Below are 16,144 nucleotides of genomic sequence, written 5' to 3'. Positions count from 1 at the left end.
TAGGCGCGAGACTTGCCGCGAAGAGGCCCTGTCAGGCGCCGACGATTCCGCCATCCTCGCGGGTAATCGCCATCACCGAAGACCGCGGCTTGCCATTGGGCAGGTGTTCAGGGAATGTCGACCCGCCGTTTTCCCCCGGATGCTGAATCCCGACAAACAAGGTCTTCTGATCCGGCGAGAAGCTGATCCCCGTCACCTCACAGCCCACCGGCCCGACCATGAAACGGCGGATCTCACCGGTTGCCGGGTCGGCGCACAGCATCTGGTTATTGCCCATGCCCGCGAAGTCGCCCGCATTGCTCGTGTCGCCGTCGGTCAGAATCCACAAGCGTCCGGCCTTGTCGAAGCCCAGGCCGTCCGGGCTGTTGAACATGTTCTGCGGGGTGATGTTTGACGAGCCGGCCTTCGGCGTGCCGGCGTGGACGCCCGGGTTGCCGGCGACCACAAACAGGTCCCAGGCAAAGCTATTCGAACCGTGATCGTCGCGGTCGGTGCGCCAGCGCAGGATCTGCCCGTAGACGTTCTTCTCGCGTGGGTTCGGGCCGCCCACCGGTTGGCCTTCTTCGCCGCGCTTGGCGTTGTTGGTCAGGGTGCAATAGACCAGGCCGTCCTTGGGGCTGACGACGATCCATTCCGGGCGGTCCATGCGCGTGGCGCTCACCACGCTGGCGGCGAGGCGCGCATGAATCAGCACTTCGGCCTGATCGGCAAAACCGCTGCTGGCGTCGATGCCGTTCTTGCCGTGGGTCAGTTCGATCCACTGGCCCTGGCCTTTCGGATGATCGGCGTTGCCGTCGCCCGCATCGAAACGCGCCACGTACAAGGTGCCGTGGTCCAGCAGATCGCGGTTGGCTTTGGGGTTTTTGTGGTTGATCTTGTCGCGGCTGACGAATTTATAGATGAACTCGCCACGTTCGTCGTCGCCCATGTACACCACGGCGCGACCGTCGTTGGTTTCGGCCAGGGCAGCGTTTTCATGTTTGAAGCGGCCCAGCGCGGTGCGTTTGACCGGCGTCGATTGCGGATCGAACGGGTCGATTTCCACCACCCAGCCGTGGCGGTTGAGTTCGTTGGGATTTTTCGCCAGGTCGAAGCGTGGATCGTGTTGATGCCAGTTGATGTCTTTGCTGGTTGCCACTGCGCCGTAGCGTTTCTGCGCGGCGTCGAATTTTTGCTCGGCATTGCTGCTGCCGAAGCAGTCGGTGAAGTTCTCTTCGCAGGTCAGATAAGTGCCCCACGGCGTTTTGCCGTTGGCGCAGTTCTGGAAGGTGCCGAGGACTTTCTTGCCGTGTTTGTCGGCACTGGTTTTCAGCAGGTCGTGACCCGCTGCGGGGCCGCTCAGTTTGATGGGCGCATTACCGTGAATGCGCCGGTTGTAGCGCGAGCCCTGGACGAACTGCCACTGGCCGTTCTTGCGCTGCACTTCGATCACTGACACGCCTTCGCAGGCCAGGGCCTTGCGCACATCTTCCGCCGATTGCGGCATGCCGCCGTGGGGGTAGAGGTAGCGGTAATTGGTGTATTCGTTGTTGATCGCCATCAGCGCCCGGTCTTTGTCACCGGGGAATTCGAACAGGCTCATGCCGTCGTTGTTGTCGCCGAACTGGACTTCCTGCGCCTGGGCCGTGCCGTTACCGCTAGGGTCGAATGTCGGGCCATTCTTTTGCAGCGGCTGGCCCCAGCTAATCAAAACCGAGGACTTGTAGCCCGGCGGCAGGGTGATGGTATCGGTCGTGGCGACGGCAATGCTGTCGAAGCCCAACAGTTTGCTGGAACCGGCGCTGACGCTGGCGGCCAGCACGCTGCGACTCAACAGGTTGCCACCGAGAAACATCGCCGCACCGCAGAGGGCGCCGGCGCTGATGAAACCACGACGGCTGAGGCCGACCATTTTTTCGAGGTCGGTGGGTTGGTTGTCTTCTAATAGGCTCACATCAGGCTCCCTGCGGGTTTTTGCAGCCACCTTAAGGGCGGTTGATGAAGCTTTTGTTGCAGCGCCTGCAGGCTAGAGCGGTGTACCCAGCAGGATATTCGATGGCGCGAACTGCACCTGCACCGGTTTACCGGCGGCAAGCCCGAGGTTTTTCAGGTGCAGCGGCTCGGCCAGGGCGCAAAGTGTCTGGCCATTGGGCAGGCCGATGCGCACTTCGCTGGGGCTGTCTTCGGCGTCGAGGATTTCTTCGATCGTGCCCTTCAGGCAATTGTTGCCATGTGTTGCAGCTTGATCGATGCCAAGCAGTTCCAGCCAGCCGGCCTTGATCAGTGCGACCACTTCGGTACCCGTTTCCAGCTCCAGGCGCAGGGTGCTGTCGTGAGTGATCTGCGCGTCGATGAGCAAGCCTTCGGCCAGTTCAAGGCGGATCCGGTCGTTGCGCCCCTGTGCATCGATCGCCACGACCTTGCCGTGCAATTGATTGCGCGCGCTGGTTCTGAGCATCAGCCGACCGAGCAAGTCCAGGTCGCTGGCCTCTTCAGCGGCTTCCAGAACCTGAGCCTGCAACGCTTGCAGCTTTTGATACAGGCGCAACACGCGCTCGCCTTCGCTGGACAATTTGGCGCCACCGCCGCCCTTGCCACCAACGCTGCGCTCCACCAGTGGTTTCTGCGCGAGGTTGTTCAGCTCGTCGATGGCGTCCCACGCGGCCTTGTAACTCAGGCCGGCGCTTTTTGCGGCGCGGGTGATCGAGCCCTGTTCGGCGATGTGTTGCAGCAACGCAATGCGTTGCGGACGACGGGCAATGTGCTGGGACAACAACGTAGGCAAGGACATGGCAAGGCGCTTTGGGCTGTGGCGATGGATGGGACGTTGGCGACTTGGCGTGCGGGAGTCAAGTCAGGCCCCATCGCCAGGTTTGGGGGTACGGGCCAGGCAGTAGACGTCGACCCGCGTCGCCCCCGCCGCCATCAACAGCCGGGCCAGGGCCTGTGCAGTGGCGCCGGTGGTCAGCACATCGTCCACCAGGGCGAAGTGGCGACCTTTGACCGAAGCCTCGGGCGCCAGGGCGAAGGCGTGGCGCAGGTTCTTTTTACGTGCGTCGGCATTAAGGTCTTGTTGCGCGCTGGTGTCCTGAGTCCTCACCAATAGCGTTTCATCGCAAGGAATGTCGAGGCCGGCGCTGAGCCAGCGGGCGAGCATCGCCGCCTGGTTGAAACCCCGCTGGCGCAGCCGCTTGGGGGCCAGCGGTACCGGTATCAGCGCGTCGGGCCGATCCAGATCTTCATCGAAGCGATGTTGCAGGAACTGAGCAAGAAGTTCGGCGAGCAGGCGGCCAAGCGGCCATTTTGCGCTGTGCTTGAAGCGGGTGATCAAACTGTCGACGGGAAAGCTGTAAGTCCAGGGCGCGGCGACTCGCTCGAAGGCTGGCGGTTGTTTCAGGCATTGGCCGCACGTCAGACCGGTGGCGGGCAAGGGCAGGGCGCAGGTGTGGCATTGGTCGTCCAGCCAGGGCAGCTCGGTTTCGCAGGCCATGCAGATCGGTATGGTGTCGTCCGCGACCTCTGAGCAGAGCAAACAGGATTGTTTGTTTTTTAACCAGATGTAAACCGGTCCTTCGTATCGTGGTTGACAGTGCATGAGTCTTCCTTAAATATGCCGAACATCCGTGTCGCGTCTGTGGGTATTCCATTCCCCAGTCGCTTGCCAAGCATAACCAAGGAATCGCCCATGAGCGCCAGCACCACTGCCACCCTGCGTCACGACTGGTCTTTGGCTGAAGTCAAAGCACTCTTCGTTCAGCCATTCAATGACCTGCTGTTCCAGGCGCAGACGGTGCACCGCGCGCATTTCGACGCCAATCGCGTCCAGGTTTCCACCCTGCTGTCGATCAAGACCGGCGCGTGCCCTGAAGATTGCAAATATTGTCCGCAGTCGGGTCACTACAACACTGGCCTGGAAAAAGAAAAGCTGATGGAAGTGCAGAAGGTCCTCGAAGAGGCTGCTCGCGCCAAGGCCATCGGTTCGACCCGTTTCTGCATGGGCGCGGCGTGGAAACACCCGTCGGCCAAAGACATGCCTTACGTGCTGGAGATGGTCAAAGGCGTGAAAGCCATGGGCCTGGAAACCTGCATGACCCTTGGTCGTCTCGATCAGGACCAGACCGTCGCCCTGGCCGAAGCCGGCCTGGACTACTACAACCACAACCTCGACACCTCGCCGGAGTTCTACGGCAGCATCATTACCACCCGCACTTACAGCGAGCGCCTGCAAACCCTGGCCTACGTGCGTGATTCGGGGATGAAGATCTGCTCCGGCGGCATTCTCGGCATGGGCGAGTCCCTCGACGACCGCGCCAACCTGCTGATCCAGCTGGCCAACCTGCCAGAGCATCCAGAGTCGGTGCCGATCAACATGTTGGTGAAAGTCGCCGGCACGCCGCTGGAAAATGCCGACGACGTCGATCCGTTCGACTTCATCCGCATGCTCGCCGTTGCACGCATCCTGATGCCGAAATCCCACGTACGCCTGTCCGCCGGTCGCGAAGCGATGAACGAGCAGATGCAGGCCCTGGCGTTCTTTGCCGGCGCCAACTCGATTTTCTACGGCGAAAAACTGCTGACCACCGCCAACCCGCAGGCAGACAAGGACATGCAACTGTTCTCGCGTCTGGGCATCCTGCCGGAAGCCCGCGAAGAGCACGCCGACGAAGTGCATCAGGCCGCCATCGAACAGGCACTGGTGGAGCAGAAGAGCAGCGAGCAGTTCTATAACGCTGCTGTTTAACCCACGCAAAACCCTGTAGGAGCCTGCTTGCTGGCGATAGCATCACCACGGTCTGTCTGATGACCGTGGTGATGCTATCGCCAGCAAGCAGGCTCCTACACTCTGATCTTCGAGGCCTGCATGTCTTTCGATCTCGCCGCACGCCTTGCTGCCCGTCGTGCCGAAAACCTTTATCGCCAGCGCCCGCTGCTTGAAAGCCCTCAAGGCCCGGAAGTGGTGGTCGATGGTCAGCCATTGCTGGCGTTCTGTAACAACGATTACCTGGGCCTGGCCAATCACCCGCAAGTGATCGAAGCCTGGCGCGCCGGCGCGTCTCGTTGGGGCGTGGGCGGTGGTGCTTCGCATCTGGTGATTGGCCACAGCGGCCCGCATCACGCGCTGGAAGAAGCCCTTGCCGAATTCACCGGCCGTCCGCGCGCATTGCTGTTCACCACCGGCTACATGGCCAACCTCGGCGCGGTCACCGCATTGGTCGGGCAGGGCGATACGGTGCTGGAAGACCGGCTCAATCACGCGTCGTTGCTGGATGCCGGTTTGCTGTCCGGTGCGCGTTTCAATCGCTATCTGCATAACGATGCGGCCAGTCTGGCCAACCGCCTTGAGAAGGCCACCGGCAATACGCTGGTGGTCACCGACGGCGTGTTCAGCATGGACGGTGACATCGCCGATCTGCCGGCGCTGGCGCGGGAAGCCAAGGCCAAAGGTGCCTGGTTGATGGTCGATGACGCTCACGGCTTTGGTCCGCTGGGCGCCAATGGCGGTGGGGCCGTCGAGCATTTCGGCCTGAGTCAGGAGGACGTGCCGGTGTTGGTTGGCACCCTCGGCAAGGCGTTCGGTACGGCCGGTGCTTTTGTGGCTGGCAGTGAGGAGTTGATCGAGAGCCTGATCCAGTTCGCTCGCCCCTACATCTACACCACCAGCCAGCCGCCGGCACTGGCCTGCGCGACGCTTAAAAGCCTGGAATTGTTGCGTAGCGAACACTGGCGACGTGAGCATTTGCAGGCGCTGATTCGCCAGTTCCGCCAAGGCGCCGAGCAGATTGGCCTGGAGTTGATGGACAGCTTCACGCCGATCCAGCCGATCATGATTGGCGATGCCGGGCGTGCGGTCCGGCTGTCGCAGATGCTGCGTGAGCGTGGCCTGATGGTGACCGCGATCCGTCCACCGACCGTGCCTGCCGGCAGCGCACGCTTGCGCGTAACCCTGACCGCCGCTCACAGCGAGGCGCAGGTGCAGCTATTGTTAAATGGACTGGCCGATTGTTTTCAACAACTGGGACCGGAGCCAAGCCATGCGTGATCGTCTGATTCTGCTGCCGGGCTGGGGGCTCGGGATTTCTCCGCTGGAACCCTTGGCGGCTGCCTTGCAAGGCCTGGATGAGCATCTGCGCGTCGAAATCGAACCACTGCCGGAACTGGAATCGAGCAACCTTGAAGAATGGCTAGATGAACTGGATTCGACGCTGCCCCAGGATGCCTGGCTAGGTGGTTGGTCATTGGGCGGCATGCTGGCATCCGAATTGGCGGCGAAGCGCGGTGACCGTTGCTGCGGTTTGGTGACCCTGGCTAGTAACCCTTCTTTTGTCGCCCATGAGCAGTGGTCGAGCGGGATGCCTGGCGAGACCTTCGACGCGTTTCTGGCCGGTTGCAAAGCCGATCCGGGCATGACGTTGAAACGTTTCTCGCTGCTGTGCACCCACGGTGCCGCAGACCCGCGCGGGCTATCGCGGCTGTTGCTCGCTGGCGCACCGCTTTCGTCTCCATCGGTGCTGATGAGCGGCCTGGAGTTGCTTGCACAGCTGGATACCCGGCAAGCGTTGCAGGCGTTTCGCGGTCCGCAATTGCACTTGTTCGGTGGTCTCGACGGATTGGTCCCGGCCGAAGCGGCGGGGGATTTGCTGGCGCTGCTGCCGGATGTCGAAATCGGTCTGATTGAACAGGCCAGCCACGCGTTTCTTCTGGAAGACCCCCACGGTGTGGCGGGGGCGATTCAGGCCTTTTTGCATGAGTCCGGTGATGACTGATTTGTCCTTTCCCAACCTGCCCGGCGGCTTGCCCGATAAACGCCAGGTAGCGGCGTCCTTTTCCCGAGCGGCGGCGAGCTACGACAGCGTGGCCGAATTGCAGCGCGACGTTGGCAATGAATTGTTGCGTCGCTTGCCGGAGGATTTTGTCCCGGGTCGATGGCTGGACATGGGTTGTGGCACCGGGTATTTCAGCCGTGCGCTCGGTGAGCGTTTTCCTGCCGGCAACGGGCTGGCCCTTGATATCGCTGAGGGGATGCTCAATCACGCCCGTCCCTTGGGCGGCGCCAACCATTTCATCGCCGGTGATGCCGAACGCTTGCCGTTGCAGGATTCGACCTGCGACCTGGTCTTCTCCAGCCTGGCGGTGCAATGGTGCGCGGATTTCGCCTCGGTGCTCAACGAAGCGTATCGGGTGCTGAAACCGGGCGGTATTTTCGCGTTTGCTAGTCTGTGTGTAGGCACGCTGTACGAATTGCGCGACAGCTGGCGTCAGGTGGATGGCATGGTGCACGTCAACCGCTTCCGCGAGTTCGGTGTTTACCAGCAGCTTTGCGCGGGCAGTGGCTTGAAGGTCATCAGCCTTGAAACACATCCACATGTGTTGCATTACCCCGATGTCCGCAGCCTGACCCATGAGCTCAAGGCACTCGGGGCGCATAACCTGAACCCCGGTCGGCCGGGCGGTTTGACCGGCAGGGCGCGAATCCTCGGCTTGATCGAGGCTTACGAGCAGTTTCGTCAGGCACAGGGACTGCCGGCGACTTATCAAGTGGTTTACGCCGTGCTGGAGAAACCCTTATGAGCGCAGCCTATTTCATCACCGGTACTGACACCGATGTCGGCAAGACCACCGTCGCCGCAGGTTTGCTGCATGCCGCGCGATTGTCAGGCTTGAGCACAGCGGCGGGTAAGCCGGTAGCCTCCGGGTGTGAGCTGACGCCCAAGGGATTACGCAACGCCGACGCACTGGCACTGCTGGCCGAATGCTCGATACCGTTGACCTACGATCAGGTCAATCCGGTCGCGTTCGAGCCGGCGATCGCACCGCATCTGGCGGCGCGGGAGGCTGGCGTGGCGCTAACAGTGCAATCGTTGCTGGCACCAATGCGGCAGGTTCTCGATCTGCAGGCGGACTTCACCTTGATCGAAGGCGCTGGCGGCTGGCGAGTGCCGTTGGCGGATCAGGATAATCTGTCAGACCTGGCCATGGCGCTGGATCTACCGGTAATCCTGGTGGTCGGCGTGCGCCTGGGCTGCATCAACCATGCGCTGCTGACGGCTGAGGCAATTGCTCGGGATGGTTTGCAGTTGGCGGGGTGGGTGGCGAACATCATCGATCCGAAGACCTCGCGTCTTGAAGAGAACCTGGCGACGCTGGCCGAGCGCATTCCCGCGCCGTGCCTGGGGCGGGTGCCGAAACTCAAGTCGGTGACGGCCGAAGCGGTGGCCGAACATCTACAGCTGGATCTGCTGGACTGACGTTTCTGGCGTGGGTTTTACCTATGATAAGGCACTGTGCCATTAGTGTTTTTGTCGGGCCTTTTAGCGGCGTGTCTGGTTCAATGGCCGCTGTTGATCCTTTGTAGGACGAGTTCTCCCATGGAAATCTCAGGAAACACCGCTTTCTATGCCGGTCTGAGCACAATTCAGACAGGGCAGAGCCGCGTCGATCAGGCTTCGGGGCAGATCGCCAACAACACCATCGAGCGTTCGGTCACCAGTCAGTCCTCCGAGGTTCAGGTCGATCGTCTGCGCTCGGTAGACCGCAGCCAGCAATCGGATCTGGCCAGCAATGTGGTCGAGATGTCTCAAGGCAAGTTCCAGGTGGAACTTGGCGTCAAAGTCGCCAAGGCCTCCGATGAAATGCTCGGTACGTTGATCGATACCTTCGCCTGATTCCTCATTGAATTCACTACCCCAGCGCCGCGCCTGTTCGCGGCGTTTTTCTGCGTAAGTCCTTCTCCCTCAACTAATCTCTCCTACATGACGTGTTGCTCAATCAACGACGCTGCGCCACTGCGCGCCCAAGATTTTCATAGATCGAAGACGAACGGCAAAAGATCGGCGCTTGACAAGGTTTGGGCGTAAACGTATGTTTCAAACAACTGTTTGACCGTCACAACAAATCACCACGGTCGTTCATTCCCGGTTACATCAGCAGAGGTTTATCGCTATGCCTGACTACAAGGCCCCCTTGCGTGATATTCGCTTCGTTCGTGACGAACTGCTCGGCTACGAAGCGCACTATCAGAGCCTTCCGGCTTGCCAGGACGCAACTCCGGACATGGTTGACGCCATTCTCGAAGAAGGCGCCAAGTTTTGTGAGCAGGTGCTGGCTCCGCTGAACCGCGTGGGTGACACCGAAGGCTGCACCTGGAGCGAGTCGGGCGTTAAAACCCCGACCGGTTTCAAAGAAGCCTACAAGCAATTCGTCGAAGGCGGCTGGCCTAGCCTGGCCCACGATGTAGAGCACGGCGGCCAGGGCCTGCCGGAGTCTCTGGGCCTGGCTGTCAGCGAAATGGTTGGCGAGGCCAACTGGTCGTGGGGCATGTACCCAGGCCTGTCCCATGGCGCGATGAACACTATTTCCGAGCACGGCACGCCTGAGCAGCAAGAGGCTTACCTGACCAAACTGGTTTCCGGCGAATGGACCGGCACCATGTGCCTGACCGAACCGCACTGCGGCACCGACCTGGGCATGTTGCGCACCAAGGCCGAACCTCAGGCCGACGGCTCCTACAAAGTGTCCGGCACCAAGATCTTCATCTCGGCCGGTGAGCACGACATGGCCGACAACATCGTCCACATCGTTCTGGCACGTCTGCCGGACGCACCTGCCGGCACCAAAGGCATCTCGCTGTTCATCGTGCCGAAATTCCTGCCGAACGCAGATGGCTCGATCGGCGCGCGCAACGCTGTGAGCTGCGGTTCCCTGGAACACAAGATGGGCATCCACGGCAACGCCACCTGCGTGATGAACTTCGACGCGGCCACCGGTTACCTGATCGGCCCGGCGAACAAAGGCCTGAACTGCATGTTCACCTTCATGAACACCGCACGTCTGGGTACCGCGCTGCAAGGTCTGGCACACGCCGAGATCGGCTTCCAGGGCGGCCTGAAATACGCTCGCGATCGCCTGCAAATGCGCTCCCTGACTGGCCCGAAAGCGCCGGACAAAGCCGCTGACCCGATCATCGTTCACCCTGATGTTCGTCGCATGTTGTTGACCATGAAGGCGTTCGCCGAAGGCAACCGTGCGATGGTTTACTTCACCGCCAAGCAAGTCGACATCGTCAAATACGGCGTCGATGAAGAAGAGAAGAAGAAAGCCGACGCATTGCTGGCCTTCATGACGCCGATCGCCAAAGCCTTCATGACTGAAGTCGGTTTCGAATCCGCCAACCACGGCGTGCAGATCTACGGTGGCCACGGCTTCATCGCCGAGTGGGGCATGGAGCAGAACGTTCGCGACAGCCGTATTTCGATGCTGTACGAAGGCACCACCGGCATCCAGGCACTCGACCTGCTGGGCCGTAAAGTGCTGATGACTCAAGGCGAAGCGCTCAAGGGCTTCACCAAGATCGTCCACAAGTTCTGCCAGAGCAACGAAGGCAATGACGCGGTCAAAGAGTTCGTCGAGCCATTGGCTGCGCTGAACAAAGAATGGGGCGAGCTGACCATGAAGGTCGGTATGGCGGCCATGAAAGATCGCGAAGAAGTCGGCGCAGCATCCGTGGACTACCTGATGTACTCCGGTTACGCCTGCCTGGCCTACTTCTGGGCTGACATGGCGCGTCTGGCGGCCGAGAAACTGGCTGCCGGTACCACCGAAGAGGCGTTCTACACCGCCAAGCTGCAGACTGCGCGCTTCTACTTCCAGCGCATCCTGCCGCGTACCCGCACTCACGTTGCAACCATGCTGTCGGGCGCCAACAACCTGATGGACATGAAAGAAGAAGACTTCGCACTGGGTTACTAAGCCCTACGCGGTCTCTTCACAAAGCCGCTGCTTCTTCGGAAGCAGCGGCTTTTTTATGCCTGACGCAAACGATCACGTCTTTAAATATTCCTGACTAAAACGCTAAGAAGAACGACTTTGCTGCCGTTAAAGAGGCTGCGATGTGACGCCTGTCACGTTGCACGTGCTTAGCTGCGCCAAATGCAGGCACAATGCCATCTTTGTTTGCCGGGTCGGAGCTTTACCCTTGCCGCGTTCTTCCGCTGTACGTTTCAGCCATTTTTTGCCATCGCTGCTGTTGTTGCTCGCGGGGCTTGCGGCTGCCTACGTCAAGGATCTCAACGTCTTCTTCACTTCGCTGTTCAACGTGCTGCCCACTCTGGTGCTGTTGCTCGGCGGTGCGTATTGCGCGGTTTATCGACGTCAGCGTGAACTGTTTCTGATGGTCACGGTGTACATCGCCTACTTTCTGCTCGACACCCAGACTGACTATTACCGCGACAACGGCAAGGTTCGTGAAGACGCCGCGGTGGTGTTCCATCTGTGCTGTCTGTTGTTGCCGTTGCTGTTTGGCTTGTTCGCTGCCTGGCAAGAGCGTACTCACCTGTTCCAGGACATGGTGGCGCGTTTCGCTGTGTTGCTGGCGTTCGGCAGTGTGGCGCTGGGGCTGGAGCAAAGTTACCCACAGGCGCTGCTGATGTGGCTGTCGGAGATCCGCTGGCCGGCGTTGCATGGTGCGTGGATGAGCCTGATCCAATTGTCTTATCCCGTGTTCGTCGCCTCGTTCCTGTTATTGGCCTGGCAATACTGGCGCAACCCAAGACCTTTGCACGCTGCGCAATTGGTGGGGCTGTTGGGATTGTTCTGGATGTTGCCGAAAACCTTCATCCTGCCCTTCACCCTCAACATCATGTGCAGCCAGGTGATGTTGATGATTGCCGCCGCGGTTGCCCATGAGGCCTATCAGATGGCTTTCCGCGACGAACTCACCGGCCTGCCGGGGCGCCGCGCCCTGAACGAGCGCATGCAACGGCTGGGGCGCAATTACGTGCTGGCGATGAGCGACGTCGATCACTTCAAGAAATTCAACGACACCCACGGCCACGATGTCGGCGACCAAGTGTTGCGTCTGGTCGCCAGCAAGCTGTCGAAAATCAGTGGTGGCGGTAGGGCATATCGCTACGGCGGTGAGGAATTTGCCTTGGTGTTCGCAGGCAAGACCCTCGAAGAGTGCATGCCGCATCTGGAGGTCATCCGCGAATCCATTGCCACTTACAACATCCAGCTGCGCAATCAGGACAGCCGTCCCCAGGATGACCAGCAGGGGCGCCAGCGTCGCGCGGGTTCGGGTGCCTCGAGTGTTTCGGTCACCGTCAGCATCGGTGTCGCCGAACGCCTGGAACAACGCACCCCCGAAGAAGTGCTCAAATCCGCCGACCAGGCGCTCTACAGCGCCAAGGGGGCGGGGCGAAACTGTGTGATGGCCTTCGGTCAGAACCGCCGTGGCGCAGTGCGCATGGACGCCGCTGCGGGTTGAGTGATGATGGCGCATTCAGCGTCTGGACTGTGATTGTGAGGTGTGATGCACGGCAGTAGGTTTGGGCCATCTGCTGCCGGAGAAATGAACATGCCCGAGTACAAAGCTCCCCTGCGCGACATGCGCTTTCTGATCGATCACGTGTTTGATTTTCACAGCAACTACGCCGCGCTGGGGGCCACCGATGCCAGCCCGGACATGGTCAATGCGATTCTCGAAGAAGGCGCGAAATTCTGTGAGAACGTTCTCGCACCGCTGAACCGCAGCGGCGACGAAGAAGGCTGCCATTTCGACAACGGTGTAGTCACAACGCCTACAGGCTTCAAGCAAGCATTCGCACAATACGTGGAAGGCGGCTGGCATGGTCTGGCGGCGGACCCGGCTTACGGTGGCCAGGGCCTGCCAAGTTCCTTGGGGCTGGTCATCAGCGAAATGGTCGGCTCCAGTAACACGTCCTGGGGCATGTACCCCGGCCTGACCCACGGTGCGATGTCGGCCATCCATGCCCATGGCACTGAAGAGCAGAAACACACCTACTTGAGCAGGCTCACCGCTGGCCAATGGACCGGCACCATGTGCCTGACCGAAGCCCATTGCGGCACCGATCTGGGCATCATCAAGACCCGCGCCGTGCCTCAGGCCGATGGCAGTTACGCGATCTCTGGCAGCAAGATATTCATCTCCGCCGGTGAGCACGACATGAGTGACAACATCATTCATCTGGTGCTGGCCAAATTACCGGACGCGCCAGCGGGGACCAAAGGCATTTCTCTGTTTATCGTGCCCAAATTTCTACCCAATGCCGAGGGTGAGGCAGGCGAGCGCAACGGCGTTTCCTGCGGTTCGATCGAACACAAAATGGGCATCAAGGCCTCGGCCACCTGCGTGCTGAATTTCGACGATGCCAAGGGCTTCTTGATCGGTGAGCCGAATAAGGGCCTGAACTGCATGTTCACCATGATGAACCACGCGCGGCTCGGCACCGGCATGCAAGGTTTGTGTCTGGGGGAGACGAGCTTCCAGGGTGCGGTCAAATACGCCAACGACCGTCTGCAAATGCGCTCGCTGACCGGCCCGAAAGCCCCGGAAAAACCTGCTGACCCGATCATCGTGCATCCCGATGTGCGCAGGATGTTGTTGACCATGAAGGCCTTCAACGAAGGCAACCGGGCGCTGACTTACTTCGCCGCACAGTTGCTGGACGCTGCGCACCTGAGCCCGGATGAAACGGCGCGTCAGGACGCCGAGGATTTGCTGGCGTTCCTCACACCGATCTGCAAAGCCTTCATGACCGACACCGGGCTGGAGGTGACCAACCTCGGCATGCAGGTGTTTGGCGGCCACGGTTTCATTCGTGAGTGGGGCATGGAGCAGTTGGTTCGCGACTGCCGGATCGCGCCGATCTACGAAGGCACCAACGGCATACAGGCGCTGGATCTGCTTGGGCGCAAAGTCCTTGGGAGTCAGGGAAAACTGCTGCGCGGCTTCACTAAAATCGTCCACAAGTTCTGTGCGGCAAACGCTGAGCACCCGCAACTTGGCGGTTATGTGGCGCAACTCAACGATCTGAATCAGCAGTGGGGTGAATTGACCACCAGGATCGGCATGGCTGCGATGAAAAATCCGGATGAGGTCGGCGCCGCTTCGGTGGATTACCTGATGTACTGCGGCTACATCATCCACGGCTACCTGTGGCTACGCATGGCGCTGGTGGCTCAGTCGCAGTTGGAGGCGGGCAGCGGTGATGCCGATTACTGCCGAGGCAAACTGGCGACCAGCGAGTTTTACTTCAAGCGTTTACTGCCGCGGACGGCTGCTCATCGGGCGGCCATCGAGGCGGGTAGCGATTGCCTGATGAAGTTGCCGGCGGAGTCGTTTGCACTTTAATCATTCAAATCGGCCATAAAGAAGCCCGCCTTGCTGCGGGCTTCTTTATGAAGAACAGGTCAGTGACTAAAAATAACAAATCGGTCATGGGCTGACCCTATGTGTCGTAAAAGTTGTTGAGGTACACTCGGACACAGCGAAATCACTATTCCTACGAACCACCTGTTTAGATCTTGCGAGGTTTGCCATGGCTGACTACAAAGCGCCCCTGCGCGATATGCGCTTCGTCCTCAATGAAGTTTTCGAGGTCGCCAAACTCTGGGCCGAACTGCCTGCGCTCGCCGAGACCGTCGATGCTGAAACCGTCGAAGCCATTCTGGAAGAAGCCGGCAAGGTCACCAGCAAAAGCATCGCGCCCCTGAGCCGTGCGGCTGACGAAGAAGGTTGCCACTGGGCCGACGGTGCCGTCACCACCCCGGCCGGTTTCCCACAGGCGTATCAGACCTACGCTGAAGGCGGTTGGGTCGGTGTCGGTGGCGATCCAACCTACGGCGGCATGGGCATGCCCAAGGCGGTTTCGGCGCAGGTCGAAGAAATGGTCAACTCCGCCAGCCTGTCGTTCGGTCTGTACCCGATGCTGACCGCCGGCGCCTGCCTGTCGATCAACGCCCACGCCAGCGAAGAGCTGAAAGCCGCGTACCTGCCGAACATGTACGCCGGTGTCTGGGCCGGTTCCATGTGCCTGACCGAGCCACACGCCGGTACTGATCTGGGGATTATCCGCACCAAGGCCGAACCTCAGGCTGACGGTTCCTACAAGGTCAGCGGCACCAAGATCTTCATCACCGGCGGCGAGCACGACCTGACCGAAAACATCATCCACCTGGTATTGGCCAAACTGCCAGACGCGCCAGCAGGGCCGAAAGGTATTTCGCTGTTCCTGGTGCCGAAGTTCATGGTCAATGCCGATGGCAGCCTCGGTGCGCGCAACCCGGCGACCTGTGGTTCGATCGAACACAAGATGGGTATCCAGGCATCCGCAACCTGCGTGATGAACTTCGACGAAGCCGTGGGTTACCTGGTCGGCGAGCCGAACAAAGGCCTGGCGGCGATGTTCACCATGATGAACTACGAGCGTCTGGGTGTTGGCATCCAGGGCCTTGCCTCGGGTGAACGTTCCTACCAGAACGCCATTGAATACGCTCGCGACCGCCTGCAGAGCCGTTCGCCGACCGGCGCGCAGAACAAGGACAAAGTGGCTGACCCGATCATCGTCCACCCTGACGTGCGTCGCATGCTGCTGACCATGAAAGCCTCGAACGAAGGCGGCCGTGCATTTTCCACTTACGTGGCGATGCAACTGGACACCGCCAAGTTCAGCGAAGACGCCACCACCCGCAAGCGCGCAGAAGACCTGGTCGCACTGTTGACGCCTGTTGCCAAGGCATTCCTGACCGATTTGGGGCTTGAAACCACAGTTCATGGCCAGCAGATTTTTGGCGGCCACGGCTACATCCGTGAGTGGGGCCAGGAGCAACTGGTTCGTGACGTGCGTATCACGCAGATCTACGAAGGCACCAATGGTATTCAGGCGCTGGACCTTGTCGGGCGCAAGATCGTCGGCAGCGGCGGGGCGTTCTACAAACTGTTCGCTGACGAGATTCGTCATTTCACCGCGACGGCCAGTGCTGATTTGGCGGAGTTCACCAAACCGCTGAACGATGCAGTGGGCACCCTCGACGATCTGACCGCATGGCTGCTGGACCGGGCGAAAAACAACCCGAACGAAATCGGCGCTGCTTCGGTCGAGTATCTACAAGCATTCGGTTACACCGCCTATGCCTACATGTGGGCACTGATGGCCAAGGCAGCCTTCGGCAAAGAAGCGCAGGACGATTTCTACGCGAGCAAGCTCGGTACGGCGCGGTTCTATTTCGCTCGTCTGCTGCCACGTATTCACTCGTTGAGCGCGTCGGTAAAGGCAGGAAGCGAATCGTTGTTCCTGTTGGACGCAGGACAGTTCTGACGTCTGTAACGTCATGTAAGCATTCTCTTACATGACGTGCTGCTGTTTTC

At 60.1% G+C, this 16,144-nt stretch carries 13 protein-coding genes; 10 read left to right on the top strand and 3 right to left on the bottom strand.

The annotated features are described in order from the left end of the window. Positions 1 to 31 precede the first annotated feature (31 nt). From LOY28_RS27155 to LOY28_RS27145, 3 genes are all read right to left on the bottom strand, one after another. On the bottom strand, positions 32 to 1,933 hold the full coding sequence (locus LOY28_RS27155) for a PhoX family phosphatase (protein ID WP_258612760.1): 1,902 nt from the start codon (positions 1,931 to 1,933) through the stop codon (positions 32 to 34). A 72-nt stretch (positions 1,934 to 2,005) separates the two neighbouring features. Beyond that, complete coding sequence (locus LOY28_RS27150) at positions 2,006 to 2,770, bottom strand: TOBE domain-containing protein (protein ID WP_258612759.1); 765 nt, start codon at positions 2,768 to 2,770, stop codon at positions 2,006 to 2,008. Positions 2,771 to 2,833: 63 nt separating this feature from the next. Then, a complete protein-coding gene (locus LOY28_RS27145; RefSeq protein ID WP_258612758.1) occupies positions 2,834 to 3,574 on the bottom strand; it encodes a ComF family protein in 741 nt (246 codons plus the stop codon). Positions 3,575 to 3,664: 90 nt separating this feature from the next. Here LOY28_RS27145 and bioB point away from each other — a divergent pair, with 90 nt between their 5' ends. The 10 genes from bioB (at position 3,665) to LOY28_RS27095 (ending at position 16,094) form a co-directional block, all read left to right on the top strand. Continuing rightward, positions 3,665 to 4,720 (top strand): biotin synthase BioB, encoded by a 1,056-nt coding sequence (gene bioB / locus LOY28_RS27140; RefSeq protein WP_008008198.1) that lies wholly within the window; start codon positions 3,665 to 3,667, stop codon positions 4,718 to 4,720. A gap of 120 nt (positions 4,721 to 4,840) precedes the next feature. Further along, positions 4,841 to 6,019 carry an 8-amino-7-oxononanoate synthase gene (gene bioF, locus LOY28_RS27135; protein WP_064620799.1) on the top strand — a complete coding sequence of 393 codons (1,179 nt, stop codon included), beginning with the start codon at positions 4,841 to 4,843 and terminating at the stop codon, positions 6,017 to 6,019. Then, positions 6,012 to 6,743: an alpha/beta fold hydrolase gene (locus LOY28_RS27130; RefSeq protein ID WP_258612757.1), complete on the top strand. Its 732-nt coding sequence runs from the start codon at positions 6,012 to 6,014 to the stop codon at positions 6,741 to 6,743. The genes bioF and LOY28_RS27130 overlap by 8 nt, the downstream gene beginning before the upstream one ends. Next, complete coding sequence (gene bioC / locus LOY28_RS27125; RefSeq protein WP_018928819.1) at positions 6,736 to 7,548, top strand: malonyl-ACP O-methyltransferase BioC; 813 nt, start codon at positions 6,736 to 6,738, stop codon at positions 7,546 to 7,548. The genes LOY28_RS27130 and bioC overlap by 8 nt, the downstream gene beginning before the upstream one ends. Beyond that, positions 7,545 to 8,225 carry a dethiobiotin synthase gene (bioD, locus tag LOY28_RS27120; RefSeq protein ID WP_018928820.1) on the top strand — a complete coding sequence of 227 codons (681 nt, stop codon included), beginning with the start codon at positions 7,545 to 7,547 and terminating at the stop codon, positions 8,223 to 8,225. The genes bioC and bioD overlap by 4 nt, the downstream gene beginning before the upstream one ends. A 120-nt stretch (positions 8,226 to 8,345) precedes the next feature. After that, on the top strand, positions 8,346 to 8,642 hold the full coding sequence (locus LOY28_RS27115) for a hypothetical protein (RefSeq protein WP_018928821.1): 297 nt from the start codon (positions 8,346 to 8,348) through the stop codon (positions 8,640 to 8,642). Positions 8,643 to 8,919: 277 nt separating this feature from the next. After that, positions 8,920 to 10,725, top strand: coding sequence for a phenylacyl-CoA dehydrogenase (locus LOY28_RS27110; protein ID WP_007936490.1), 1,806 nt, complete (start codon positions 8,920 to 8,922; stop codon positions 10,723 to 10,725). A 226-nt stretch (positions 10,726 to 10,951) separates the two neighbouring features. After that, positions 10,952 to 12,241, top strand: a complete 1,290-nt coding sequence (locus LOY28_RS27105; protein ID WP_258612756.1) for a GGDEF domain-containing protein — start codon at positions 10,952 to 10,954, stop codon at positions 12,239 to 12,241. 90 nt (positions 12,242 to 12,331) lie between these two features. Continuing rightward, a complete protein-coding gene (locus LOY28_RS27100; RefSeq protein ID WP_258612755.1) occupies positions 12,332 to 14,128 on the top strand; it encodes an acyl-CoA dehydrogenase C-terminal domain-containing protein in 1,797 nt (598 codons plus the stop codon). A gap of 187 nt (positions 14,129 to 14,315) precedes the next feature. Continuing rightward, positions 14,316 to 16,094, top strand: coding sequence for an acyl-CoA dehydrogenase C-terminal domain-containing protein (locus LOY28_RS27095; RefSeq protein WP_018928824.1), 1,779 nt, complete (start codon positions 14,316 to 14,318; stop codon positions 16,092 to 16,094). Positions 16,095 to 16,144: the final 50 nt, after the last annotated feature.

The organism is Pseudomonas sp. B21-017 (assembly GCF_024749245.1).
Classification (GTDB): Bacteria; Pseudomonadota; Gammaproteobacteria; order Pseudomonadales; family Pseudomonadaceae; genus Aquipseudomonas.
Note: the sequence above shows the minus strand (reverse complement) of the source record. Positions and strands in the feature narration are given on the sequence as shown.